The sequence below is a fragment of the Streptomyces sp. NPDC021562 genome, assembly GCF_040640875.1.
Taxonomy (GTDB): domain Bacteria; phylum Actinomycetota; class Actinomycetes; order Streptomycetales; family Streptomycetaceae; genus Streptomyces.
The window spans coordinates 439,445-463,851 of record NZ_JBFACN010000003.1 but is presented as its reverse complement, the minus strand read 5'-3'; the positions used below and the strand labels follow the sequence as shown (position 1 = coordinate 463,851).

Annotated in this window: 22 protein-coding genes and 2 pseudogenes; 14 read left to right on the top strand and 10 right to left on the bottom strand. The window is 71.1% G+C overall.

The genetic code is table 11. The annotated features are described in order from the left end of the window. The first annotated feature begins 32 nt into the window (after positions 1–32). The 7 genes from AB0G52_RS06785 (at position 33) to AB0G52_RS06755 (ending at position 11,024) form a co-directional block, all read left to right on the top strand. Positions 33–1,376, top strand: a complete 1,344-nt coding sequence (locus AB0G52_RS06785) for a hypothetical protein (RefSeq protein WP_361334487.1) — start codon at positions 33–35, stop codon at positions 1,374–1,376. Between the two features lie 14 nt (positions 1,377–1,390). Further along, the gene (locus AB0G52_RS06780) at positions 1,391–2,425 is read left to right on the top strand and encodes a glutamate ABC transporter substrate-binding protein (protein WP_132886867.1); all 1,035 of its coding nucleotides are present in this window, start codon (positions 1,391–1,393) and stop codon (positions 2,423–2,425) included. Between the two features lie 47 nt (positions 2,426–2,472). Then, on the top strand, positions 2,473–3,804 hold the full coding sequence (locus AB0G52_RS06775; protein ID WP_361334348.1) for a hypothetical protein: 1,332 nt from the start codon (positions 2,473–2,475) through the stop codon (positions 3,802–3,804). Then, positions 3,801–6,308: a tetratricopeptide repeat protein gene (locus AB0G52_RS06770; protein WP_361334345.1), complete on the top strand. Its 2,508-nt coding sequence runs from the start codon at positions 3,801–3,803 to the stop codon at positions 6,306–6,308. The genes AB0G52_RS06775 and AB0G52_RS06770 overlap by 4 nt, the downstream gene beginning before the upstream one ends. Positions 6,309–6,311: 3 nt before the next feature. Further along, a complete protein-coding gene (locus AB0G52_RS06765) occupies positions 6,312–7,652 on the top strand; it encodes a PP2C family serine/threonine-protein phosphatase (protein ID WP_361334342.1) in 1,341 nt (446 codons plus the stop codon). A 132-nt stretch (positions 7,653–7,784) separates the two neighbouring features. Further along, entirely contained in the window at positions 7,785–9,125 is a 1,341-nt protein-coding gene (locus AB0G52_RS06760) for a VWA domain-containing protein (protein WP_132886871.1), read from the top strand. A 99-nt stretch (positions 9,126–9,224) separates the two neighbouring features. Beyond that, positions 9,225–11,024, top strand: a complete 1,800-nt coding sequence (locus AB0G52_RS06755; protein ID WP_361334339.1) for an FHA domain-containing protein — start codon at positions 9,225–9,227, stop codon at positions 11,022–11,024. 22 nt (positions 11,025–11,046) lie between these two features. On the opposite strand, the gene AB0G52_RS06750 is transcribed toward AB0G52_RS06755, so the two are convergent. Beyond that, positions 11,047–12,024, bottom strand: coding sequence for a methyltransferase domain-containing protein (locus AB0G52_RS06750; protein WP_132886873.1), 978 nt, complete (start codon positions 12,022–12,024; stop codon positions 11,047–11,049). A gap of 78 nt (positions 12,025–12,102) precedes the next feature. Here AB0G52_RS06750 and AB0G52_RS06745 point away from each other — a divergent pair, with 78 nt between their 5' ends. Then, complete coding sequence (locus tag AB0G52_RS06745; RefSeq protein WP_132886874.1) at positions 12,103–12,507, top strand: globin; 405 nt, start codon at positions 12,103–12,105, stop codon at positions 12,505–12,507. Positions 12,508–12,531: 24 nt separating this feature from the next. On the opposite strand, the gene AB0G52_RS06740 is transcribed toward AB0G52_RS06745, so the two are convergent. Genes AB0G52_RS06740 through ettA form a run of 3 tightly spaced genes read right to left on the bottom strand, consistent with a single transcriptional unit; the run spans position 12,532 to position 15,290 of the window. Beyond that, positions 12,532–13,209, bottom strand: coding sequence for a hypothetical protein (locus tag AB0G52_RS06740; protein ID WP_132886875.1), 678 nt, complete (start codon positions 13,207–13,209; stop codon positions 12,532–12,534). Further along, a complete protein-coding gene (locus tag AB0G52_RS06735; RefSeq protein ID WP_132886876.1) occupies positions 13,206–13,619 on the bottom strand; it encodes a thioesterase family protein in 414 nt (137 codons plus the stop codon). Before AB0G52_RS06735 ends, AB0G52_RS06740 begins: the two co-directional genes overlap by 4 nt. Positions 13,620–13,625: 6 nt before the next feature. Then, positions 13,626–15,290, bottom strand: coding sequence for an energy-dependent translational throttle protein EttA (gene ettA / locus AB0G52_RS06730; protein WP_132886877.1), 1,665 nt, complete (start codon positions 15,288–15,290; stop codon positions 13,626–13,628). Between the two features lie 248 nt (positions 15,291–15,538). On the opposite strand from ettA, the gene AB0G52_RS06725 reads away from it, so the two are divergent. Further along, positions 15,539–16,057 (top strand): HAD domain-containing protein, encoded by a 519-nt coding sequence (locus tag AB0G52_RS06725; protein WP_361334333.1) that lies wholly within the window; start codon positions 15,539–15,541, stop codon positions 16,055–16,057. Here AB0G52_RS06725 and AB0G52_RS06720 read toward each other — a convergent pair. Further along, positions 16,054–16,521 (bottom strand): UTRA domain-containing protein, encoded by a 468-nt coding sequence (locus AB0G52_RS06720; protein WP_361334484.1) that lies wholly within the window; start codon positions 16,519–16,521, stop codon positions 16,054–16,056. The two genes, AB0G52_RS06725 and AB0G52_RS06720, sit on opposite strands and share 4 nt — an antisense overlap. Before the next feature lie 93 nt (positions 16,522–16,614). Between AB0G52_RS06720 and AB0G52_RS06715 the strand changes: the two are divergent. After that, positions 16,615–16,797, top strand: a pseudogene (locus tag AB0G52_RS06715) (IS256 family transposase); the annotation flags it as partial. A 105-nt stretch (positions 16,798–16,902) separates the two neighbouring features. On the opposite strand, the gene AB0G52_RS06710 reads toward AB0G52_RS06715, so the two are convergent. The 3 genes from AB0G52_RS06710 to AB0G52_RS06700 all read right to left on the bottom strand — a co-directional run bounded on the left by AB0G52_RS06710 (position 16,903) and on the right by AB0G52_RS06700 (position 18,264). Then, entirely contained in the window at positions 16,903–17,247 is a 345-nt protein-coding gene (locus tag AB0G52_RS06710) for a metalloregulator ArsR/SmtB family transcription factor (protein WP_132886879.1), read from the bottom strand. Next, the gene (locus AB0G52_RS06705) at positions 17,244–17,702 is read right to left on the bottom strand and encodes an SRPBCC domain-containing protein (protein ID WP_361334329.1); all 459 of its coding nucleotides are present in this window, start codon (positions 17,700–17,702) and stop codon (positions 17,244–17,246) included. The genes AB0G52_RS06710 and AB0G52_RS06705 overlap by 4 nt, the downstream gene beginning before the upstream one ends. 388 nt (positions 17,703–18,090) lie before the next feature. Beyond that, positions 18,091–18,264, bottom strand: coding sequence for a hypothetical protein (locus AB0G52_RS06700; protein WP_361334326.1), 174 nt, complete (start codon positions 18,262–18,264; stop codon positions 18,091–18,093). A gap of 129 nt (positions 18,265–18,393) precedes the next feature. On the opposite strand from AB0G52_RS06700, the gene AB0G52_RS06695 reads away from it, so the two are divergent. Continuing rightward, complete coding sequence (locus AB0G52_RS06695) at positions 18,394–18,789, top strand: hypothetical protein (RefSeq protein ID WP_361334323.1); 396 nt, start codon at positions 18,394–18,396, stop codon at positions 18,787–18,789. Positions 18,790–18,976: 187 nt separating this feature from the next. On the opposite strand, the pseudogene AB0G52_RS06690 reads toward AB0G52_RS06695, so the two are convergent. Further along, positions 18,977–19,108: pseudogene (locus AB0G52_RS06690) on the bottom strand (ATP-binding protein); the annotation flags it as partial. A 376-nt stretch (positions 19,109–19,484) separates the two neighbouring features. On the opposite strand from AB0G52_RS06690, the gene AB0G52_RS06685 reads away from it, so the two are divergent. After that, positions 19,485–20,861 carry a hypothetical protein gene (locus AB0G52_RS06685; protein WP_361334321.1) on the top strand — a complete coding sequence of 459 codons (1,377 nt, stop codon included), beginning with the start codon at positions 19,485–19,487 and terminating at the stop codon, positions 20,859–20,861. 266 nt (positions 20,862–21,127) lie between these two features. Next, entirely contained in the window at positions 21,128–21,706 is a 579-nt protein-coding gene (locus AB0G52_RS06680; RefSeq protein WP_132886882.1) for an SMI1/KNR4 family protein, read from the top strand. 125 nt (positions 21,707–21,831) lie between these two features. On the opposite strand, the gene AB0G52_RS06675 is transcribed toward AB0G52_RS06680, so the two are convergent. Beyond that, positions 21,832–23,172 carry a glycoside hydrolase family 6 protein gene (locus AB0G52_RS06675; RefSeq protein WP_361334318.1) on the bottom strand — a complete coding sequence of 447 codons (1,341 nt, stop codon included), beginning with the start codon at positions 23,170–23,172 and terminating at the stop codon, positions 21,832–21,834. Between the two features lie 441 nt (positions 23,173–23,613). Between AB0G52_RS06675 and AB0G52_RS06670 the strand changes: the two genes are divergently transcribed. Beyond that, positions 23,614–24,342, top strand: coding sequence for a glycoside hydrolase family 16 protein (locus AB0G52_RS06670; RefSeq protein WP_132886884.1), 729 nt, complete (start codon positions 23,614–23,616; stop codon positions 24,340–24,342). Positions 24,343–24,407: the final 65 nt, after the last annotated feature.

The following is a 24,407-nucleotide window of genomic DNA, read 5'->3' as shown; positions in this document are numbered from 1 at the left end:
GCAGTACGGCGCCGCCAGGAGCGGGCCCCGCCCTGCCCGCTCCGGCCCCCCGGCCCGCCCCGCGCCGCTCCGCGTTCGTGGAGGGCGCCGACCGGCTGCGCGCGGCCGCCGTCACGGAACCCGGCCGGCTCCGCGTCATCGGCGCCGTACTCGCCGCGCTGATCGTCGCGTTCGGCGCCGTCACCGCCTGGCAGACGAGCGACCGCGCGGCCGCCGCCGACGACGTGCTGCACCGCAGCCAGCCGCTCAGTTCGAGCGCCGCCGACATATACCGGTCGCTGGCGGACGCCAACACCGCGGCGTCCAGCGGGTTCCTGGCCGGCGGCCAGGAGACGGCGGCCTCCCGCCGGACGTACGAGCAGGACATCCGCAACGCCGCGGCCGGTCTGGTCACCGCCGCCGCCAACTCCGAGCCCGGCTCCCCCGCCGAGGCGGCCGTCGCGAAGCTGAACACGCTGCTGCCGGAGTACAAGGGGCTGGTGGAGCGGGCCAGGGTCTACAACCGGCAGGGCTACCCGGTCGGCGGCGCCTACCTGCGCTACGCGAACGAGAAGATGCAGCAGGAGATGCTCCCGGCGGCGGAGGACCTCTACACGAAGGAGAACGCACGCCTCGCCTCGGACTACGCGGACGCGACGCCGTACCCCTGGGCGGCGATCGCCCTCGGTCTGCTGGCGCTCGCCGCGCTCGGCTGGGCCCAGCTGCGGCACTACCGGCGTACCAACCGGGTGCTCAACCACGGCCTGGTCGCGGCCTCCGCGGCGACCGTCGGCACGCTGCTGTGGCTGGTCGTCGGGCACAGCATCGCCCGCGCCGGCCTGGACGACTCCTACGACCACGGTGTGCGCTCGCTGAACGTGCTGCACGACGCCCGCATCGCCTCCCTGAAGGCGCGGGGGAACGAGAACCTGAGCCTGGTGTCGCGCGGCGCCGAGACAGTCCAGGTCGGCGGCCAGACGTACGACGCGTACTACTACGCCTTCGACAAGGACATGGACACCCTCGGCAAGGGCCTCACCCGGGCCGCGGCGCTCGCCGACGACTCGGCCGGCAGCAGGCCCGTGGTGTCGGCCGAGGCGAACATGAAGGTGTGGAAGGAGCGGCACGCGGCCGCCCGCCAGGAGGACGAGAGCGGCGACTACGCGGCCGCGCTGGCCAGGGTGATCGGTCCGAAGGACGCGACCGGCGAGTGCTTCGACAGTGTCGACGCCAACCTGAAGACCGCGCTGGACCACGAGCAGCGCGAGTTCCAGCAGCAGGCCACCGACGGGCGGGACGCGATGACCGGCCTGCCGATCGGTGCCGCCGTGCTGGGGGTCGCGGCCGCGGCGGGCGCGCTGTCCGGCATCGGGCGCAGGCTTTCGGAGTACCGGTGAGAGGGGGCGTGGCGATGTTCGTGCGGAGGGTGCGCATCTCCCTGCGCGGCTGGGGCGGGGTGGGCGCGATGGCGCTCGCCTGTGTCCTGGCGCTGGCGTTCGTGCTGCTGCTGCCGCTCACCCAGTCCCACGGCGAGGGCGGCGACGTCGGTTCCGGGGGCCAGAGGCTGGCCACCGGCCGCCAGGCACGGGCCGACAGCTGTGTGGACGCGCAGGCGCAGAACCAGACCTGGGCGCCGTCGGGCGCGGACGGCCCGACGATCGACGCCATCAAGGCCCGCACGGGCGCCGCCCGGAAGCTGGTCGTGGGCGTCGACCAGAACAGCTACCGGTGGGGCTACCGCAATCCGAACAACGCGGGCGGTGACCTGGAGGGTTTCGACATCGACCTGGTGCACCGGATCGCCCAGGACATCCTCGGTGACGCGAACGACGTGACGTTCAAGGCGATCCCTACCAGTCAGCGGATACCGGCACTTCAGCAGGGCCGGGTCGACATGGTGGTGCGCACGATGACCATCACCTGCGCGCGGCTGGACGACGTCGCGTTCTCCGCGCCGTACTTCAGGACCGGCCAGCAGGTGCTGGCCCCCAAGTCCTCGCCGGTCACCGGGTACAACGCGACGCTGGCGGGCAAGCGGGTGTGCGCGGCGGCCAGTTCGACCGCCCTCGACGACGTGACCGCCGACCGCAGGTCCGGCCGGGTGCCCTCCTCCGTCGCCGTCACCGTCGTGCCCAACCAGCTGGACTGCCTGGTGCGGTTGCAGCTCGGCGAGGTCGACGCGGTGATCACCGACGGCGCGCTCGCCGCCAGCCAGGCCGCGCAGGACCCGACGGTCGAGCTGAAGGGCGCGGCGTTCACCACCGAGTACTACGGCGTGGCGATGAACCGGAAGGCGACCGATCTGGTACGCCGGGTCAACCAGATCCTGGTGGAGTACCGGACCGACGGCTGGCAGGCCTCGTACACCAAGTGGCTTTCGGCGACACTGGGAGCGGACTCGACGGCGTCGAAACCGCCCGCGCCGCAGTATCTGCGCACGAGCTGACCCGCATCCGCGCGGCCATGCCCCGACGAGCGAGCGAGAGGTGATCGATGGGCGTCACGGACCCCACCGGGCCGGTGATGGACCGGGACGAGGTGGACCGTGCGCTGGCGCGGCTCGGCGCGGAGCACGAGGCGATCGAGACCTCGCTGCTCGCCCTGCAGGACCACGCGGGCCGCAGGCTCCTCGAAGGCGCCGAGCTGACCGGGACGACCCGGGAGCGGTGGACGGCCACCGAGGCGTCGATCAGCCTGCTGTGGGCGTACTTCGACGCCTACTCGGACGCGTTGCGCGACGCCCGGGAGATCCGGTCCCGGCGCCGCTGGTCGAGCCGTGAGGACCTGGTGGAGCTGACCGAGCTGCTGCGCGGCGAGTCGGTGACGGTGGCGGGCAGCGCGACGGCGACGGCGAACGCGCCGACGCTGCTGTCGGCGGCGGGCCGGCTCAGCGAGCGTTTCTCGCTGGCGGCGCTGGTCGACCGGATGAACGAGCTGTACGCGACGTCCCTGGACATGATCGTGACCGCCGACGCGGTGTGGTCGGCGCTGCCCGCGCGGATCGATTTACTCGCCGCGGAGTTGCAGCGCACCCGCAAGCTGGCGCACTCGGTCGGGGTGCGCCCGGGCGAGCACCCGGCGGGCGACGACCTGGAGCGGATCACCCGCATACTGACGAAGCTGCGCGAGGACGTGGTCTCGGACCCGCTGGCGTTCTGGGTTCCCACGCAGGGCAGTTCGGCGCCCGGCGGCGGCCGTCCGGACACCACGGTGTACGACCGGGAGGCGCGGGCGCTGGAGGAGGTGCGGCGGGAGATCGACGCCGTGCTGACGGTACGGCAGGACGCCGAGGCGCGGCTGATCAGGCTGCGGGACGTGCTGTCCCGCGCGGACCGCACCCTCTCCGAGGCGCGTACCGCGCGCGGTGAGGTCCTCGCGAAGATCGCGGCGACCGAGGTGCCGGTGGTCAGCGGTCCGCCGACCGCGCTCCAGGAGCAGCTGGCGACGGCCGCCGAGTACCGCAGGCAGGCCCAGTGGCACCGGCTGTCGCCGCTCCTGGAGTCGCTGGAGCAGAAGGCGGAGGACGAACTGCTGCGGGCCCGCGAGTCGTTGACGGCGGTCACCGCGCCGCTCGCGGTGCGCGCGGAGCTGCGCGGCCGGCTGGACGCGTACAAGGCGAAAGTGGCCCGGCACGGGCTGGCCGAGGACCCGTTCCTGATCGAGCGGTACGACGCGGCCCGGCGGATGCTGTGGAGCGCGCCCTGCGACCTCCGGGTCGCGGAACAGGCGGTGCTGCGGTACCAGCGGGCGGCGGCCGAGGCGCTGGGGGCGCCGCGGGTGCCGCAGCAGGGCGGGCCCGAGGACCGGAGGGGGGAGCAGGTATGAGCCAGGCGGGACAGTCGTGCCAGCGGCCGGGCTGCGAGGGGTCGTACGAGGACGTGGGCGGCGGCGAGCTGTACTGCGACACCTGCGGGCTCGCGCCGGTCGTCTCGGCGAAGGGGACCCTGGAGTCGCCGCCCACCGGGATGACGGCCGGCGGCCGGGACTCGGCGGGCAGCGGGAGCGCGCGTTCCACCGGCCGCAGCGCGCGGACGTCGTCGCAGTCGTCGAAGTCGCGCCGCTCGGTCTCCGGGCGGCTGTCGCGGTCCCTGTCGGGCGGGCCGACGGGGCGTTCGGTGTCGGTGCGCAGTTCGGGTGCGTCGACCGGCGCGTCGGGGCGCAGCCGGCTGGGCGCGGGCCTGGTGGCGGTGCCGCAGGTGCCGAGGCCGGACCCGCGCGAGATGGTCCTGGACAACCCGGAGGTGCCCGAGCGCAAGCGGTTCTGCTCGCGTTCGGACTGCGGGGCGCCGGTCGGCCGGGCCCGGGGCGAGCGGCCGGGCCGCACCGAGGGGTTCTGCACCAAGTGCGGCAACCCGTACTCGTTCGTGCCCAAGCTCAAGGCCGGTGACGTGGTGCACGGCCAGTACGAGGTCGCGGGCTGTCTGGCGCACGGCGGCCTGGGCTGGATCTACCTCGCCGTGGACAAGGCGGTGGCCGACCGCTGGGTGGTCCTCAAGGGCCTCCTGGACACCGGTGACCAGGACGCGATGGCCGCCGCGATCTCCGAGCGGCGGTTCCTCGCGGAGATCGAGCACGCGAACATCGTGCGGATCTACAACTTCGTCGAGCACCTCGACAAGCGCACCGGCTCCCTGGACGGCTACATCGTCATGGAATACGTCGGCGGCAAGTCCCTCAAGGAGATCGCCAACACCCGGCGCACCCCGGAGGGCCGCCGCGACCCGCTGCCGGTGGAGCAGGCGTGCGCCTACGGCATCGAGGCGCTGGAGGCCCTCGGTCATCTGCACAGCCGCAACCTGCTGTACTGCGACTTCAAGGTCGACAACGCCATCCAGACCGAGGACCAGCTGAAGCTGATCGACATGGGCGCGGTGCGCCGCATGGACGACGAGGAGTCGGCGATCTACGGCACGGTCGGCTACCAGGCGCCTGAGGTCGCCGAGGTGGGGCCGTCGGTCGCCTCCGACCTGTACACGGTGGGCCGCACGCTGGCGGTGCTCACCTTCGACTTCCAGGGCTACACGACGGTGTTCGTGGACTCGCTGCCCGACCCGGACACCATCGAGGTCTTCCGGCAGTACGAGTCGTTCTACCGGCTGCTGGTGCGGGCCACCGACCCGGACCCGGCCCGCCGGTTCGCCTCCGCGCAGGAGATGGCCGAGCAGCTGACCGGGGTGCTGCGGGAAGTCGTGTCGGTGCAGACCGGGCAGGCCAGGCCCGCCCTGTCGACACTGTTCGGGCCCGAGGTGAAGGTCACGGACACGGAGTTGTTCCCGAGGCTGGCCGGGGACGTGTCCCGGCTGGGCACCCGGCCGGTGGCCTCCCGAACGCTCGCGCTGGAACCGCCGGGAGCGCGGACGGCCCCCGACGGCGCGGCCGGCTCCCTGGTGAAGGCCGTCGCCACGCCGGCCGCCGGGCTCGCCCTGCCGGTTCCGCTGGTCGACCAGAGCGACCCCAACGCGGGTTACCTGGCGGGCCTGATGATGACCTCGGCGCCGGGCGAGCTGCTCGGGGCGCTGGCCGCCGCGCCCACGCAGACCGTGGAGACCCGGCTGCGGGGGATCCGCGCCCGGCTGGAGGGCGACGACCACGAGGCCGCCCTGACCGCGCTGGGCGAGCTGGAGGACGAGCGGCCCGACGACTGGCGGGTGGTCTGGTACCGAGGCGTGGCGGCCCTGGTCACCGGGGACTTCGAGGGCGCGGCGCTGTCCTTCGACGCGATCTACGACGCGTTCCCCGGCGAGAGCGCGCCCAAGCTGGCGCTCGGGCTCTGTGCGGAGGTGCTGGGCCAGCTGGACAACGCGGCCGAGTACTACCGGCTGGTGTGGGCGACCGACCCGAGCTTCGTGAGCGCCGCCTTCGGGCTGGCGCGGGTGCAGCTGGCGGCCGGGGACCGGCGGGGTGCCGTGCAGACGCTGGAGTCGGTGCCAGAGGCCTCGATCCACTACACGGCGGCCCGGGTGGCGGCTGTCCGGGCGCGGCTGCGGCACCGGACCGCGGCGCCGGACGACGCGCCGTTCCTGGACGACCTCACGGCCGCCGCCGGGCAGATCGAGGCGCTGGACGCGTATGGTCTGGACCCCGCGAGACGTGAGCAGTTGTCGGCGGAGGTGCTCGGCTGCGCGCTGGACTGGATACTCTCCGGGGGCCAGGGCGTACAGTCCGCGACCGGTGGCCGGGTGCTGCTCGGCAGCGGTCTGGACGAGCGGGGCCTCCGCTTCGGCCTGGAACGCTCGTACCGCACGCTGGCCAGACTGGCGACCGGCGGTGAGGAGAGGATCGACCTGGTGGAACGGGCCAACCGTTACCGCCCCCGGACGTGGGTGTAGTTGATGTCGCAGATGCCCCAGCAGGCCGCACCGGCGAAGTGCCCGAGCTGCGCGGAGCCGCTCGAATCGGGTGATCTCTTCTGTGGTGCGTGCGGGTACGACCTGTCGGCCGTGCCCGCCGCGCCGCCGGACCACCCGACCCTCACCATGGGCGCCTCCGGTGTGAACTGGCCCCCGCCCGAGCCGGAGAGCTCCTCGACGCCCGCTGCCCCGCACCTGCCGACGGATCTGCCCGGCACCGACTCGGGCGGCACGCCGCTGCCCGGTTCGCCGCCGCACGGCTCGCCGGTGTCACCGGCGTCCGGGGTGCGGTTCGACCGTCCGCCGGAGCCCGACGAGGACTACCCGCTGCAGGCGCCGGACCCACGGGCGGCCGCCTCCGCCGCCGAGAACGCCGAGAGCGCCGAGGCCGCCGGGTCCGCCGGGGCGGCGAAGGTGTGCGTGGCCTGCCGGGCGGGCCGCGTCGACGACGACGGCTACTGCGAGAACTGCGGGCACGCCCAGCCCCGCGAGCGCGACCACATGGAACAGGAGGCGGGTCCGGTGGCCGCGGTCAGCGACCGCGGTCTGCGCCACCACCGCAACGAGGACGCGTTCGCCGTCGGCCGCACCGCGCTGCCCGACGGCACCCCGGCGGTGCTCGCGGTGGTCTGCGACGGCGTCTCCTCGGCGACCCGCCCCGACGAGGCCTCCATGGCCGCGTCCCGGGCCGCGGGCGAGTCCCTGCTCGCCGCGCTCCCGCAGGGCACCCATCCGCAGGCGGCGCTGCACGAGGCGATCGTCGCCGCGTCCCACGCCGTCAACGCGCTGGCCGACGAGCCCACCTCGGCCCGCGAGCACACCCCGCACCAGAACGCGCCCGCGTGCACGATCGTCGGCTCGGTGGTCACCTCGGGCCTGCTGGTCGTCGGCTGGGTCGGCGACAGCCGCGCCTACTGGGTGCCGGCGGACCGCAGTGCACCGCCGGCCCGGCTCACCGAGGACGACTCCTGGGCCGCGCAGATGGTGGCGGCGGGCCTGATGAGCGAGGCGCAGGCGTACGCCGACGAGCGGGCCCACGCGATCACCGGCTGGCTCGGCGCGGACGCCTACGAACTGGAGCCGCACACCGCGTCCTTCAAGCCGGACCGGCCCGGTGTGGTGGTGGTGTGCACCGACGGCCTGTGGAACTACGCGGAGACGGCCGAGGAGATGTCCGAGATCGTCCCCGCGGACGTGGCGCTGCGCCCGCTGCACGCCGCCCGGGTCCTGGTCGGCCACGCTCTGGACGGCGGGGGCCACGACAACGTAACAGTGGCGCTGCTGCCGTTCCCGGCGCCGCCGCAGGGGGCAGGATCCGCCTGAGGCCGCCGCAAAACGGCCGTAAACGGGAGAGCGGAACGGGGCAGCGCAGGGGAAGCACGGGCGGGCCGGAGGGGACCGGTCCGCACACAGTCAGCACCCAACACGCGTGGGTGGAGGGGGACCGGAGCAGTCATGGCCAATTTCTCGAAGTCGAACGTGCCGCAGTTCTCGGTGGACGTGTACCAGAACGAGTACCTGCCGGACGGGGGCCGCGAGGTCAACGCGATCGTCACGGTCACCTCGACCGGCGGCGGCACCGTCGGGAGCTCGGTCGGCGCCTCGTACGCGCCCGGGCAGGGGCCGTCGGCCGGGGTGGCGATCATGGTGGACTGCTCGGGTTCGATGGACTACCCGCCCACCAAGATGCGCAACGCCCGGGACGCCACGGCGGCCGCGATCGACACCCTGCGCGACGGCACCCACTTCGCGGTGGTGGGCGGCACGCACGTGGCCAAGGAGGTCTACCCGGGCGGCGGGCGGCTCGCGGTGGCCGACCGCACCACCCGGGAGCAGGCCAAGCAGGCCCTGCGCAGGCTGAGCGCGGGCGGCGGTACGGCGATCGGGACCTGGCTGCGCCTGGCCGACCGGCTGCTGTCCTCGGCGGACGTCGCGATCCGGCACGGCATCCTGCTCACCGACGGCCGCAACGAGCACGAGTCGCCGGAGGACCTGAGAGCCGCCCTGGACTCCTGCGCCGGACGGTTCACCTGTGACGCCCGCGGGGTGGGCACCGACTGGGAAGTGAAAGAAGTCACAGGGATAGCCTCCGCGCTGCTCGGCACCGCGGACATCGTCGCCGACCCCGCGGGCCTGGCCGCCGACTTCACGCAGATGATGGAGACGGCGATGGGCAAGGAGGTCGCCGACGTCGCGCTGAGACTGTGGACCCCGGTCGGCACGACCATCAAGTTCGTCAAGCAAGTGGCTCCCACCGTGGAGCAGTTGACCGACCGGCGCACCGAGGCCGGGCCGCGCGCCGGGGACTATCCGACCGGCTCCTGGGGTGACGAGTCGCGCGACTACCACGTCTGCGTGGAGGTCCCCTCGGCCGGCCTCGGCCAGGAAATGCTCGCCGCGCGGGTCTCGTTGGTGGTCCCGCAGCCCGACGGCAGCGTCCAGAACCTGGGCGCACAGGGCCTGATCAGGGCGGTGTGGACGGACGACATGGCCGCCTCGACCTCCATCAACCCCCAGGTCGCCCACTACACCGGTCAGGCCGAACTGGCGCAAGCCATCCAACAGGGGCTGGACCTACGCAAAGCGGGCGATATGGACGGAGCAACCGCCAAACTGGGCCGGGCCGTTCAGTTGGCAAGCGCTTCCGGTAACGCGGATACTGCGAAACTGCTTGCGAAGGTGGTGGACGTGGTCGACGCCGCGACGGGTACTGTGCGACTGAAAGCGAAGGTTGCGGAGGCCGACGAGATGACTCTCGAGACACGGTCCACAAAGACTGTTCGTGTAAAGAAGTGACCTGAGAGCAGACCCGGCGGTGTCCGCAGGACACCCAGCAGTGTGCGCAGGACACCCAGACAGGCTCAGGACGAACCTGACAGAGAGGGAAGCACCGACATGCCGACCTGCCCGAACGGACACCAGTCGGGTTCCGACGACTGGTGCGAGGTGTGCGGTCACCGCATGGCCGGTGCCGTACCTCCGCCGCCCCCGCCGACCTCCGGCGGCGGCTACGGCTTCCCGCCGCCCGCGCCGGGCGCCCCGGCCGGCGGGCCCGCGGGCGGCCCCGGCGGCCGTCACCTCTCCGCCGTGCCGAACGGCTCCGATGCGGAGCTGTGCCCGCAGTGCCGTACGCCCCGTGAGGGGGGCGCGCCGTTCTGCGAGGAGTGCCGCTGGAACTTCCTGACCAACACGGCGACGTCGTACACCCCGGCCGCGCCGCGCCCGTCGGGCCCCGGCCAGGGCGCGCCCACCTTCCGGCCGCCCGCCCCGCCGTCGTACGGCGGCAACACCGACTCGTACGAGTACCAGGGCTCGCGCCCCTCGCAGGTGAACCGGCCTGCCGAGCCGATCCCGTCCTTCGGCAGCGAGCCCTCGGGCCCGACGCCGTTCGCGGGCGAGCGCGGCGGCCCGCCGGCGTTCGGCGACCGCGGCCAGTCGGGTCCCCCGCAGTTCAGCGGCGACCGCGGCCAGTCCGGGCCCCCGCAGTTCAGCGGCGAGCGCGGCCAGTCCGGGCCCCCGCAGTTCGGCGGCGAGCGCGGCCAGTCCGGTCCGCCGACCTTCGGCGAGGACCGCGGCAACTCCGGTCCCCCGCCCTTCGGCGGCGAGCGCGGCCAGTCCGGCTCCCCCGCCTTCGGGGGCGACCGCGGCCAGTCGGGCCCCCCGCAGTTCGGCGGCGACCGAGGGGGCCAGTCCGGGCCGCCGACCTTCGGCGAGGACCGCGGCAACTCCGGCCCTCCCCCCTTCGGCGGCGAGCGCGGCCAGTCCGGCTCCCCCGCCTTCGGGGGCGAGCGCGGCCAGTCGGGCCCCCCGCAGTTCGGCGGCGACCGCGGCCAGTCCGGGCCGCCGCCCTTCGGCGGTGAGCGCGGGCCTTCGGCGTTCGGTGGCAGGCCGGGCCAGAACCCCGGCGGCGGCTCCTCCGCGTTCGGCGGCGCCCCCGGCACCGGTCAGGCCTCCGGCCCCTACACCCGCGACCCCGGCGGCCCCGCGGCCGGCCCCTTCGGCGGCGACCCGTCCCGCCCGCCGGTCCCGCCGCCGCCCGGCGGCCCCGGCGCGACCGCCGCAGGCGCGCCCGGCACCTTCCAACAGTCGGCCCCGCCCGGCTTCCCGCAGGAGACCACCCGGCCCCCGGCCGGCGGCCCGTCCTTCGGCGGCGGTGACGACGACTGGGTGATCTCCCCGCCGTCCGGCGGACCCGGCGCCCCCGGCGCCCGCCCCGGCGGCTACGGCTACCCGCAGCCCGGTTCCGCCCAGGCCCCGGGCTCCGGCTTCCCGCAGGCCCCGCAGGGCCCGGCGACCTGGACGGCCACGATCGGCCCGGACCGCGAGTACTTCATGGCGATGATGCAGCGCTCGGGCCCCGAGGCGGCCGGCCTCAACCTGCCCGCGTACTCCCCCGAGCAGCAGCGCACCCTCACCGGCAACCAGGTCACCATCGGCCGCCGTCGGCACTCCACCGGCGACACCCCCGACATCGACCTGTCGGTGCCGCCGGAGGACCCGGGCGTCTCGCACCAGCACGCGGTCCTGGTCCAGCAGCCGGACGGCAGCTGGGCGGTCGTCGACCAGAACTCGACGAACGGCACCACGGTGAACGGCGGCGAGGACCCGATCCAGCCCTTCGTCCCGGTGCCCCTCCAGGACGGCGACCGGGTGCACGTGGGCGCCTGGACGACGATCACCGTCCGACGGGGCTGAGCGCGGCGCCCCGCAGTGGGCGTCAGACCGGGAGCGGCCAGACGAACGGCCCCTCCCGGTCGTCCAGCCACAGCCACTCGCCGCCCTCCTCCACCGTCACCCCGTACCGCTCCCGCCCCGGCCTGCCCTCCGCCGCCCACACCCCGTAGGCCTCCTTCGCCGTGAGCACCCCCCGGGTCAGCTCCGCCAGGAACTGGAAGGACTCGTCCCCGAGGGCCCAGGTCGGCACCCCGCCCGCATCCCCCGCCGCGGCCGCCCTCGCCACCCCCCGCAACGGCACGAAGAACGCCGCCGAGGCCAGGAACCGCCCCTCGGCACGCCCCGCGCCCTCCACGGCCAGCGCCAGCAGCCCCGTGGCCACCGGGGAGAGGATCCGCGCCCCCGGCACGCACTGGCCGACCCAGGCCCGCGGCACCCCCGGCAGCGCGCACGTCGCGATGATCCGCTCGTACGGCGCCCGCTCCGGCACCCCCCGCGCCCCGTCCCCCGTGACGACGGCCGGCCGGTACCCCGCCGACGCCAGGTGCCGCCGCGCCGACTCGACGATCTCCGGCTCCACGTCCACGGTCGTGACCAGGCCGTCGTCCCCCAGCCGGTGGGCCAGCAGCGCCGCGTTGTACCCGGTGCCCGCGCCGATCTCCAGCACCCGGTCGCAGTCGGCCACCCGCAGCGCCACCAGCATCCGCGCCATCAGCGACGGCTGGCTGCTGGAGGACAGCAGCTCACCGTCGCGCAGCCGGGTGGCCAGCGGAACGTCCTCGTACGCGCCCCGCACCCACCGCTCCCGCGCCGCCGGATCGGGACTCTCGCCCCACCGGCGCTCGTACCCGCGCACCCCTGCGACGTAGTAGTACGGCACGAACAGGTGCCGGGGCACCGCCTCGAAGGCCGCCCGCCACACCGGCTGCGCCGCCCAGACCCCCTCGGCGTCGATCTCCCGCACCAGCGCGGCCCGCGCGCCGGCGGCGAGCTCCTCGGTCTGCGCGTCGTAGGGGCCCATGCCTCCAGCCTAGGCACCCGGCGGCCGGCAGGTCCTAAGCCTCGAGTCCTGGGTCACCCCGTCTGAGACCATGTACGGGTGAGAGAGATTCGGCGCGGCACGCTTCAGGAGAAGACCTTCTACGAGCTGGTCGGCGGGGAGGAGACGTTCCGCCGGCTGGTCCACCGTTTCTACGAGGGCGTCGCCGAGGACGAGCTGCTGCGGCCGATGTACCCGGAGGAGGACCTGGGTCCGGCCGAGGAGCGGCTCACCCTGTTCCTCATGCAGTACTGGGGCGGCCCCACGACGTACAGCGACAACCGCGGTCACCCCCGGCTGCGGATGCGGCACGTCCCGTTCACGGTGGACCGGGCGGCGCACGACGCCTGGCTGCGGCACATGCGGGTGGCGGTGGACGAGCTGGGGCTCGCCGAGGAGCACCGGGAACAGCTCTGGAACTACCTCACCTACGCGGCCGCCTCGATGATCAACACCCCGGACTGACCCGCTCCCCGTACGAACAGTCTCTCAGCGGACGCTGACGCCCAGCGACCCGAGTCCCGCGCGGCGCACGGCGATCGACCCGAACGGCGTCCGCAGCCGCAGCCAGGCCCCCGCCGACAGCAGGACCGCCTCGTCGGCCGGGCCGGCGGGCCGCAGGAAGCCCAGCGACTGGGCCGCGTGCACGGCCCGCACCGGGAGCCCGGTGGCACCCACGGTCCGGGACCAGATGTCCCGGCCGATCCGGTCCAGCGCGTCACGGGTACGGCCGTCCGGCGCCAGCTCGTCCGTGCGGGAACGGAACTCACGCACCGCGGCGGCCACGGTGGCGCGCAGCGCCTGCGGCGCGGGCAGGCCGGGCTCGGGCTGCCAGCCGCCCCGCGGGGGCAGCACACCGGCCCACGGCGGTCCGGTCACGGCCCCGGGCACGGCGGCCGTACCGGCCTGCTCGTCCACGGACTCCAGCAGCTCCCCCGCGGACACGGTCACGTCGAGGGTGACGTCGAGACCGTCCTCGTACGGCTTGGCCAGGCGCACCGCGCGGACGGCCAGCACCTCGAAGGACGGCGGCCGGCCGAAGACGGCGAGCGCGGTGCCGGCCGCCTGGAGGCGGACGGCGGCGGAACGGTCGTAGCGCAGCAGTCGGGAGAGGAAGGCCGCGAGGTCGGCCGCCTCCCCGTCGTCGGCCAGGTGGAGATCCGTCATGCGGCGACGGCCTCCTCCTTGTCGTCGTCCCGGTACTCTGCGAGGAAGTCACGCTCCTCGGCGGTGAGCCGGCGCGGCCGTCCGGACTCGAAGTCGAACGGCACGACCACCGTCGAGGCCCGGACGTAGACCAGGTCGTCGTCCTTCACCTCGTAGGTGACGGTGAAGGACGCGGCCCTGATCTCGGTGACCCACAGCTCGATGTCGACCGGGTGGTGCCGGTGGACGAGCTGCCGCTTGTAGTCGATCTCGTGGCGCGCCACCACCGACCCCTGCTTGAACTCCTTGTCCGGCCGGAACAGCCAGTCGATGCGGGCCTCCTCCAGGTAGCGGACGAAGACCGCGTTGTTGACGTGGCCGTACGCGTCCATGTCGGACCAGCGCAGGGGGCAGCGGTAGATGTGGCGCAAGACCGATCAGCCCCGGGTCAGCTTCTTGTAGGTGGCACGGTGCGGACGCGCGGCGTCCGGACCGAGCCGCTCGATCTTGTTCTTCTCGTACGACTCGAAGTTGCCCTCGAACCAGAACCACTTGGAGTCGCCCTCGTAGGCGAGGATGTGGGTGGCCACCCGGTCCAGGAACCACCGGTCGTGGGAGACGACCACGGCCGCGCCCGGGAACTCCAGCAGCGCGTTCTCCAGGCTGCCGAGGGTCTCGACGTCGAGGTCGTTGGTCGGCTCGTCGAGGAGCAGCAGGTTGCCGCCCTGCTTCAGGGTGAGGGCCAGGTTCAGCCGGTTGCGCTCACCGCCGGACAGCACGCCGGCCGGCTTCTGCTGGTCGGGGCCCTTGAACCCGAAGGCGGAGACGTAGGCGCGGCTCGGCATCTCGACCTGGCCCACGTTGATGTAGTCGAGCTCGTCGGAGACGACCGCCCACAGGGTCTTCTTCGGGTCGATGTTGGCGCGGCTCTGGTCGACGTACGAGATCTTGACGGTCTCACCGACCTTGATGGTGCCGGCGTCCGGGGTCTCCAGACCCTGGATCATCTTGAAGAGCGTGGTCTTGCCGGCGCCGTTGGGGCCGATGACCCCGACGATCCCGTTACGGGGCAGGGTGAAGCTCAGGTCATCGATCAGGACCTTGTCGCCGAAGCCCTTGGTGAGGTTGTTGACCTCGACGACGATGCTGCCGAGCCGCGGGCCCGGCGGGATCTGGATCTCCTCGAAGTCCAGCTTCCGCATCTTGTCGGCCTCGGCGGCCATCTCCTCGTACCGCGCGAGACGGGCCTTGGACTTGGCCTGGCGCCCCTTGGCGTTGGAGCGCACCCACTCCAGCTCCTCCTTGAGCCGCTTGGCGCGCTTGGCGTCCTTCTGGCCCTCGACCTTGAGACGCGCCTGCTTGGTCTCCAGGTACTTGGAGTAGTTGCCCTCGTAGCCGTGCAGCCGGCCGCGGTCGACCTCGCAGATCCAGCCGGCCACGTTGTCCAGGAAGTACCGGTCGTGGGTGACGGCCACGATGGTGCCCTCGTACTTGGCCAGGTGCTGCTCCAGCCAGTTCACCGACTCGGCGTCGAGGTGGTTGGTGGGCTCGTCGAGGAGCAGCAGGTCGGGGGCCTCGAGCAGCAGCTTGCACAGGGCGACGCGGCGCCGCTCACCACCCGAGAGGTTGGTGACGGGCCAGTCGCCGGGCGGGCAGCCGAGGGCGTCCATGGCCTGCTCCAGCTGGGCGTCGAGGTCCCAGGCGTTGGCGTGGTCCAGCTCCTCCTGGAGCTTGCCCATCTCGTCGAGGAGCGCGTCGGAGTAGTCGGTCGCCATCAGCTCGGCGATCTCGTTGAACCGGTCGAGCTTGCCCTTGACCTCGGCGACACCCTCCTGGACGTTCTCCAGGACGGTCTTCTCCTCGTTGAGGGGCGGCTCCTGGAGGAGGATGCCGACGGTGTAGCCCGGGGAGAGGTACGCGTCACCGTTGGACGGCTGGTCCAGCCCCGCCATGATCTTCAGAATGGTGGACTTGCCGGCACCGTTCGGGCCGACCACACCGATCTTCGCGCCGGGCAGGAAGTTCAGCGAGACGTCATCAAGGATCACCTTGTCGCCGATTGCCTTGCGCGTCTTGCGCATGGTGTAAATGAACTCAGCCAAGAGAAACCGTCCGGCAGCTTGAAATCTGGCAGTGGGCAGATACATCCCATCTTGCCTGACGTCCAGCCTCTGGTGTTAACCCGTTCGCTCCGGGGGCTGTGAGCTGGGGGTTCGCCGGTGACGTCGATCACCTGCCGTCACTGTCTGCCGCTGTCTGTCGCTGTCGAGCGGCCTCGGGGAGCCTTGGACGGCCCAGGGACGGCCCGGGAAGCAGAGTCCTCTCACCGCTCCGGAGCTATCGTGCCGCTGTGACAAGCGCAGCGGACCGCCCCATCCTCTTCCTCGACGTCGACGGTCCGCTGATCCCGTTCGGTTCATCGGGTGGTCCGCTGCGAGCCGCTTTTTCCGGCTCCTCAGCGTCTCTCGATCAGGGGAACCCGCTGCTCAATCGGCTTGATCCCGAAATCGGACCGCGCCTCCTGGCCCTGGGATGCCATCTCGTGTGGGCCACGACATGGATGGAGGATGCGAACGAGGCGGTCGCACCACGCCTCGGACTGCCGAAGCTCCGCGTGGTGGAGTGGCCGGACTCCGGGAGCGACGATGAGCCCCGCGGCCTGCACTGGAAGACCCGTCCTTTGGTCGAGTGGGCCGACAGCCGGCCGTTCATCTGGGTCGACGACGAAATCAGCGCCATGGACCGTGTCTGGGTCTCTGCGCAACACCCCGGGGCGTCGCTGCTTCATCGCGTCGACCCGACCAAAGGGCTCATGGACGCCGACTTCTCCGCGCTCTCCGCTTGGCTCGACGCCGAGGGCGCCGGCTAACGGTTGATCTGGATCTCGTACACGATTTCGCAGTGAGCCGCGGGCACCACGATGTCCGCCGTCTCCACAGGCCGCCCTTGATCGCTGTAGTAGGTCCGCCGGATGTGGGTGACGAGAGCGGCCTTCTGAATACCCAGGAGCGATGCCTCCTCGGCGGTCGCCTGCCGGGGCTCGGGCTGTTCCACGGCATGGCTGACGGTGACCCCGATGGCAGCCATGCGGTTCACGACGCCCGTCCCGGCGTGGGGGCCTCCCTCAGGGAGGACGACGAGGGTGCCGGCAGTGAGGTCGTAGGGCTCCCAACTCGTAGAGAGCTGCACGGGTCTGCCGTTGGCGAGGAACTCGTACGCGGTCCGCACGCACAGGTCGCCTTCGGCGATGCCCATCGCCCTCTGACAACGCGGCCGCGGCGGTCCTCCTCGGCGCTCGAACGCGCACGTGTGGAACTCCACGTAATTCCCCATCAGCAGCATGAGGTTCCCCAGACAAACGTTCGAGCACGGCGATGGGTGTCGTCTGTGCTCCCGCCCGGATAATCCTGAGACGGCCTGCAGCACGTCGGCATCTTCCCCGACCGCACCGCGCTGATCCGCCTGGTCGGCGCCGCGCTGGCCGAGCAGAACGACGAATGGACCGAGGCCCGCCGCTACACGGGACTCGACCTGCTGGCCAAGGCCCGCCTCCACCCGATCGAGTCAGAAACCGACGAGACCACCCTGCCCACCGAACTCACCGCATAGCCTCAAAACGAGATCACCGAGTGGCCGTCGATACACCACTCCAGCGGACGTGACCTGGAGAAGACTCCGCACTGTGATGGGCCTTTGAGGCGGTGCGGCGGGGGTTCATGGCTCAGTGGCCCCCTCCGCCAGATCCTTGATCGCGTTGAGGCGGTGTTCCCACTGGGCGGTGAGGGTGTCCATCCACCGCGTCGTCCGCCTCAGTGGTTGCAGGTCGGCTTCGTAGCGGACCTCGCGTCCGGCCCGGTGTGCGCGAACCAGTCCGGCGCGGTCGAGGACGGCCAGGTGTTTGGCCACCGCCTGGCGGGTGATGGGGAGGCTTGCCGCCAGGGACGTCGAGGTCGCGCCGCCTTCGCGGGCAAGGACGGTCAGGACCTCTCGGCGGATCGGGTCGGCCAGGGCCACCAGGACCTCATCGGGGGCCCGTTCGCCCTCGGTGGTGCGGGTCATGCCGTGCTCTGTTCGCAGTCCGCGCGCAGTTGGTCGAGCTTGCCGGGCCAGTTCTGGCTGTTGGCGCGGTGCCGGTCGGTGGCCTCCTCGGTGAGCAGTCCGAGGTGCGCGAAGCCGCTTTCGATCATGGTGAGCCAGGTGCCTTCCGTGGAGTCGTCTTCGGTCAGGGTGAACTCGACCAGGGTGGCGTTGGAGCCGTCCGGTTCCTCGCCTGCGGCGCCTTGAGACCACCGCCAGGACAGGAGGCGCGGAGGTTCGACTGTCTGGATCCGAGCGGGAATGGCGCCGTGGATGCCGTGGTCGAAGACCAGGAGGCCGCCGGGGCGCAGGTCGATCTTGACCGGCTCTCCATTGCCGAACCAGCGGCCGAGGAAAGCGGGCTCGCTCAGCACGGACCAGACCCGTTCTCTGGAGGCATTGATCAGGATGGCGCGTTCGATCGTGTTGGGGATCACTGCAACCTCATCTCATCCGGATGCGCTACCCAAAGGTTGCACATCCGAAGGTGCACACGCAACCGATTGGTTGCGCGTGGAGTAAGTGGCCGCCTGCGTCCCGGCAAGCTTCGAGCGCCTGCTACGCAGTCATTCCGTTAGGAGTTCTTAGACCGCGTTTGAGATCTGCCGTAGAGCCGACCGAGGCCGGAGGGTTGGCAGGACGATCCCGTCTTGGTGATCGGTACGATCGGCAGGTGGGAGGGGATGGGATGTTGCAGGTTCTGTACAGCGGGGAAACCAGAGAGCTCGAGCTCTCTGGGACGCGTCAAGGGCTGCTGGCGTTCGGGCAGTTGCTGCGGGGGAAGGCCGGAAGCTGTGATCTCTCGGAGGACCGGCGCCCCTTTCCCTACGAGAGGTCGCTGTCCGAGATCGCGTTCCAGGAGGATCCAGAGCGGGCGACCGTTTCGATTGTCACGGAAGCCCAGATCCTGAGGATCCAGGGAGCGCGGAAGCTCTCGACCTCCTCGCCGACAACATCGAGGGCTTCGCCTCCGAGGCGGATGCAAGCGATCATCGCCACGTCGACTCCCCTACATACGACTACATCGCGCCAGAGTCGGACCCGCTGGTGATTGCGTTCATGAAGTGAGCGGAGAGCCTTCGGCCGTACCGCGGTTGAGTCCATGGGCCTCAGTGCGAGAGAGCGATCGTGGGCATGGCCGGGTTGCCGGTCGACTTCATGGGGCCCGGCATGGCCTGGCCGGAACTGCTGTCCGTTGCTCGGCAGTCGGCAACAGAAGGCACTGGTGATGCTGACGCCCGTCTCTTGCTGCTCTTCCCCACACTCGGCGACGCGCTGCTTCCCGACGATGCAGCCGCGGCCCTCACCCCTGCGCTCGCGGCTCTGACCCTGATCGAAGAGCCCGCCGAGGTGGCAAGGATGCTCCTTGAGAACCAGGGCCAATGGGCTCCCGCTCGGTGGAGGTCGGCAGGCGGGGTCTGGATCAACTACGGTGTGCACTCCTACCGAAACCCAAGCAACGCCTTCTCTCTGTCCGAGGGGCGCCTCCTGGAGATCAGTAGTGCTCTGCACGGCGGGAGCTGAGCACCGCTTCAGGAGTTCGATCCGGACACGCCTCGGCTGCGGCAGGCGCTTGGCGGGATGCCACCGTGCAGGGCTCGGCGTGCAGGAGAGCTTTCCTCGTGGCTATGCGGCCGTAGTACAGCCATTCCCACGCTTCCTGGGACGCGTCGGAGTGGAGCGCTAGTGAGATGGTGCGGAGTGCAATGGCGAACAGCTCGGCGGTGACTGTGTAGCCTCCGTCGCTCTCGTGGACGACGACGCGATGGGCGATCGCGCTGGCCAAGCCCAGGCCTCGGCCGTGTTCGGCTTCCTGGTCCTGGCGCTTGATCTTCGGTGCTGTTCAGACGGCTCCGTAAAGGGGAGCCGCGCAGGATGTCGCGGTCCAGGGCGCGGGTTCGACGGCTGCTCTGGCCGCCTTTTCCCTTGACGGTCGCCGTCCTGGCACCGGTCCTCCGCAGCCGTGGCTGGACCACTCGCCCACACGTCGGTCGCCTCACGGCAGTGGCACGCGTGGTGGGAGCCATCGGCAAAGGCCGCACCGACGGCGCGCGCTCTGTCCGGCCGGCAACTCCCGCGCGGTCGCTCAACTCCCTTAATTCTCAGGCGTCGGCCTGCGCCATCCCATACGATCCCCTCGCCGCCCGAACACCTGTGTGCATCACGGCATCGTGCGCGGGCACCCAAACGGGAGGGACCACTTGACCATGTTCTTCGGCGTGCGATTGCGTACCGTCCTCGCTTCTCTGGGAACCCTCGGACTGGCACTGACCGCCGCCGCGTCACCGGCGAGCGCGGTCGGCGGGACACCCACCACGCCCACTCAGCTGTTCACCAACTACCAGAGCTGCTCGACCGACGCGGACCAGCCCACGTACATCTGGGGCGGAGGCAATCTCATCGTCGAGGGCATTCCCGGGAGCACCGACGCCAGCGACAACTCCCAGGTCAGCGTGGAGTATCAGGTCTGGCCGATCACCGACCCGGCGCAGACCACGACGTTCACCCGCGACCACGCCACACCTGGTTTCGAGGCCAGTGGCGTCCTGCCCGCGGGGTCGCTCGCCGAGGGGCAGATCTACGCGTGGCGGGCGCAGACAGTGGCCGGGGGCACGGCCTCCGACTGGTCGGCCCCCTGTTATGTCACGACCGACAACAGCCGCCCGGCGAACGCCCCTACCGTCTCCTCGCCGAACTACCCGCCGGACAAGTGGAACCAGGGCGGTGAGCCGGTCAAGTTCACGCTGAGTGCCAATGGCGTCGACGATGTCACCGGGTTCGAGTACTCCTGGCAGCAGGACCTCCCGGTCATCACCACGACCATCGGCGACCACGGCATACCGCAGCCCCTCGACCCGTACTCGGACCCGGAACACTTCACGCGCGCCGACACACTCGGCGGTTCGGCCACGCTCAGCCTGGTCCCGCCGAGCGGCTCCGCCGGTCCGATGACCCTGTGGGTGCGAAGCCTGGACCGGGCCTACAGCCCGTCGGACATCACCAGCTACAGGTTCTACGTCAGCTCCACGGCTCCCACCGCCACTCCGGCCGTCCCGTCACCCGAGTTCGGCAAGCCGACCACGTTCACGATCCGGCCCAACTCAGCTCTCCAGCAGACGAGTCCGGTCGTCAGTTACTCCGTGCGGACCATCGGCGGTCAGAGCGACAAGACCGTCGACGTCGCGGCGGCGGCGGACGGCACGGCGAAGGTGAAGCTCGCGCTGGACGGTCTCTACGGCGAAAGTCTCTGGGTGACCAGCAAGAGCGCGAACGGCTGGGTCAGCGACGCCGCCTCGTGGAGCATCAGCTACGACACCACTCCCACCGTGGCTTCGGACGCCTACCCCGAGAACGGCTCGGGCGGCGGGGCGGGCGTCCCGGGCACCTTCACGTTCACGCCGAAGGTGAAGGGCGTCGTGAGCTACACGTACTCCTTCAACGGAGACCCGGAGGTCACGGTCGCGGCGGGCGCCCACCACACCGCGAGCGTCGACTGGACGCCGACCTCAAACGGCGCCTACGACCTCACGGTCTACGCGACCACCCGCTCCGGCATAGAACTCGCGCCCTACTACTACTCCTTCACCGTGAACTGAGAGAGGATGCGCCCGCTCCCCCCTCTGTTGACCGTGGCCGACCCCTGTGTCCGGCAGGGCGGTGGCACACAGCATTTGGTCAGGCAGCATCAAGTACGGGCTGATGCTGAGCTGTGATCGAGCCGGCTTGCTGTATCGCTTGCTCCCTGGTGTCCTGAATTATTGGTTCGCTTGCGGTTGCAGCAAATGAGCCCGCTGAACTACGCAGCGGTAAAATCGCAGGTCAGGATTGCCCCCGGCAGGATGTGGTCTGGCAGGCTGTGCTCGTGGACGATCTCATCGGCACCCAGGTGCCGCGCCTTCGCCTGTACGAGCCAGTCGAAGCGGTTGCGGCACTGGAACGGGCTGTGCCCGAGTTGGCGGGCCACCGTCGCTCAGCCCCTGCAGACATCAACTGGCTGATGGTCCAGGCAGATCTTGGCGTAGGCCTGCCGGACGACTACAAGTTGCTCTGCGAGCTCTTGCCGGCGTTCGCGCTGGACGACTTCCTGCTCCTCGGCGGACCGCAGCCTGGCACGGAGGCGGCGTGGGTGCAGGGCACTCGCGAGGAGCTGGAGATCGTCGCCGAGTGGTGCGCTGAAGCCGACCTGGCCGTCCCGCTCCAGCCGTATCCGGCCGCAGGTGGTCTGCTGCCTTGGGCTGCTTCCAACGAAGGCGACATCTTCCTTTGGAAGACGGGCCCGGCCGATCCCCGGGACTGGATGGTCACCGTCGCCTCCCGTAACGGCGGGTGGTGGCACTACGCGGGCGGGGCGGTCCAGTTCTTGGCTGACCTGGTCAGTGGCGCGCTGGAACCGTGGGGGCTGCCAAGCGTGCACCCCGCGGTGAGCTGGGTCATGCGCTGAGTCGGCAACAGCCGATCAGGGCCGCGGCTACAGACGGTGGTCAGCCGGTCGTCGCGTTCACCGGTGTCCGCCTCGGCTTGGCGGACCCAGCCACGCAGGGCCTCCTTGTGAATGCCCGGGTGTGATCAGTGGGCGTGGTTGAAGGTCAGCGGAGGGTTGGCGTTGGCGGCGAGGGTGTGGGCGAAGTCCGGCCACCAGGCACCGGCGGGCGGATCCTCGACGCCGCCGTACTCGGGGTCTCCCGGTCCGGCCGTGCCGCGGTGGCAGGTGCCGTCGGACTGGCCGATGGTCTTCACGTACAGGTACGCGTCGGCCAAGGGGACGCCGGTCCGCGTCGTGGGGCGGTTGCCGACTCCACGGCCCGGGGCGTTGCACCAGGATTCGTCGTCGGTGTACTTGCCCGGCGGGGCGGTCCACGCACCCCGTCCGTTTCGGCTGGTGTCCAGGACGTAGTGGGTGAGCCGGTCGGTAGAGGGTGTGCCGACGTTGCTGTCGTACCAGGCGTCGGTCCAGTGCCAGGTCGAAGGGTCGTCGGACTCGACCGCGTCGCCCGGGAGCCCGTCGTTGGGGGCAGCCGAGGAGTAGTACTGGCTGGCACACTGGTCGGCCAGCCCGGCGGGGTCATGGGATTCGGTGGCGTACCAGACGCATTTGGACACCCATGTGCCATAGCGGTTGAGCTGGTCGGTCGGCTGGTAGTTCGAGATGTTGAGGGCGAATCCCTGCGCCTGTTGCAGGCCCGCGTCGATCAGCCGGCCGGTGATCTCGCCGACGGCCTGCCATTTGCTGTTGCCGGCGTCAAGGTAGACGGAGGTCGCCGGGTCGGCTTCCAGGGTGCCCACGGCCGATCTGACCTCGGCGATCCGGGCGGTGGTGAGCGAACCTGTCGGGTCGGCGTCCGGGCCGCAGTCCTTGGGGAGCAGCGCGAGTGAGTCCGGTTCGACGATGACGACTGCCTTGTAGGTGCCGATGGCTCTGGCGACAGCCTTCACCCAGGCGTCGTAGGCGGCCGAGTCGGCCGCGCCGCCGGCCGAATAGGAGCCGCAGTCGCGACCAGGAACGTTGTACAGGACCAGCAGCGGGACGGAACGGGTCGCCTTCGCGGCCCTGACTATGCCTCGGACGCGATCGCCGACCTGCTGGGGGGTCCCCTCGGTCAGCCAGACCGCCTCCGGCCAGCTGGCGAGTTCGGCCATGTTGCGCGCGTCGGTCAGACGGCCGGCCCGCAGGTCGGAGAGGGCCTGGTGAGCGGCTTCGCTGCGTGGATCGACGTAGAAGCGTGTGCCGCCGCCCAGTGTTCGGCTCGGTGCTGGTCCGGGGGCGGCCTGGGCGCCGGGGGCGGCCTGGGCGCCGGGGGCGGCCTGGGCGCCGGGGGCGGCCTGGGCGCCGGGGGCGAGGCCCGTCACCACGAGAGCCGCCGCACAGGCCGCAAGGGCCAGTCGGCGGAGCGCTCTGCCATTGATCATGGGGGGGAGTCTCCCTTCCAGTACGTGGGTGTGGGTGTGCCGGGCGACCGCACCGACGGAGCCTCGAATCAAGGCTCTCCGCCATGCGGCGCACCATTGGGAGCGCTTCCAGATTGGTGATGATTGAGTGCACCAGGGCCCGTGTCAAGACTGAAGTGGGTGATGTACACGGCTGAATGTGGAACGAAGACGTGCCGTCGCCTCATCTCGCCCTCTGCATTCACACACTGAACTCGGAGACCCGCGACGTCCGGATCAGCACTGTCTTCAGTTCAATCGAGCTCACTCACCGAAGCGATCGGCCCGTTCTTGTTCAACAGTTGAAGTCGGAGCTATTGACAGGAGGTTACGGCACTGTCATGTTCACCGTCGTCGGAGCGAAGTGCCACCTCCACTGGAAGCGCTTCCAAAACGCCTCCACGCCGAGCAACGGAGCTCACCATGCCAGCTGGTCTCTTCACGTCGGTCCGCAGCGCGGTCACGTTGGTGGCGGCGTGCCTGCTGCTGCCCTTCTCCGCTCACCCGGCGCATGCCAGTTCCTGGGGGAGTCCCCAGACCGTCAACTCGTGGAACGTCATCAACGGGAGGTGGACCGCCAACAACGAGCTGGAGACGTACACGCCGAACTGCGTCTGGTACGACGGCGGCACCCTGATGATCAAGACATACAAGGCCGCCAACGGGACCTACTACTCGGGTCGCGTGGAGTCGAAGGCGCTCTACGGCTACGGCACCTACAGCTTCACCGCGAACATGCCCGACGGACGCGGGCTGCTCCCGGCGGTGTGGGCGGCCTACCTGAACCCGTGGCTGCCCGAGTTCGACGCCGCCGAGATCGTCGGCCAGAACAACCGCACCGTGTACCAGACACTGCACGACCAGAACAACGCGCAGACCCAGTACTCGAAGAGCAACTCCTCGGGGTGGACGAACGCGTTTCACACGTATTCGTTCACGTGGTGGCCCGACCACGTCGACTTCGCGGTGGACGGCACCATCACGGGCTCGAAGCGCTACACCACGCCGGCCGGCACCGGCATGCACTTCATCGTCGATACGGCGGTGGGAGGCGACTGGCCCGGCAATCCGGACAACTCGACCTGGGCAACGGCGGACGGCGCCCGCTACCTGAAGGTCTCCTCGATCACCTACACGCCGTACTACCCGTGACCTGACCGGCGGTCGTCCTCCGGGACGGCCGCCGCCCGTGCGGGATCCCGCGGCTGGTCCGCACG

Coding starts and splice junctions, on each gene's coding strand:
- AB0G52_RS06710 (WP_132886879.1), bottom strand. CDS start 17,247: ATGACCCGCACCACCGAGGGCGAACGGGCCCCCGATGAGGTCCTGGTG.
- AB0G52_RS06780 (WP_132886867.1), top strand. CDS start 1,391: ATGTTCGTGCGGAGGGTGCGCATCTCCCTGCGCGGCTGGGGCGGGGTG.
- AB0G52_RS06755 (WP_361334339.1), top strand. CDS start 9,225: ATGCCGACCTGCCCGAACGGACACCAGTCGGGTTCCGACGACTGGTGC.
- AB0G52_RS06740 (WP_132886875.1), bottom strand. CDS start 13,209: ATGACGGATCTCCACCTGGCCGACGACGGGGAGGCGGCCGACCTCGCG.
- AB0G52_RS06750 (WP_132886873.1), bottom strand. CDS start 12,024: ATGGGCCCCTACGACGCGCAGACCGAGGAGCTCGCCGCCGGCGCGCGG.
- AB0G52_RS06760 (WP_132886871.1), top strand. CDS start 7,785: ATGGCCAATTTCTCGAAGTCGAACGTGCCGCAGTTCTCGGTGGACGTG.
- AB0G52_RS06765 (WP_361334342.1), top strand. CDS start 6,312: ATGTCGCAGATGCCCCAGCAGGCCGCACCGGCGAAGTGCCCGAGCTGC.
- AB0G52_RS06720 (WP_361334484.1), bottom strand. CDS start 16,521: ATGGGGAATTACGTGGAGTTCCACACGTGCGCGTTCGAGCGCCGAGGA.
- AB0G52_RS06770 (WP_361334345.1), top strand. CDS start 3,801: ATGAGCCAGGCGGGACAGTCGTGCCAGCGGCCGGGCTGCGAGGGGTCG.
- AB0G52_RS06670 (WP_132886884.1), top strand. CDS start 23,614: ATGCCAGCTGGTCTCTTCACGTCGGTCCGCAGCGCGGTCACGTTGGTG.
- AB0G52_RS06775 (WP_361334348.1), top strand. CDS start 2,473: ATGGGCGTCACGGACCCCACCGGGCCGGTGATGGACCGGGACGAGGTG.
- AB0G52_RS06675 (WP_361334318.1), bottom strand. CDS start 23,172: ATGATCAATGGCAGAGCGCTCCGCCGACTGGCCCTTGCGGCCTGTGCG.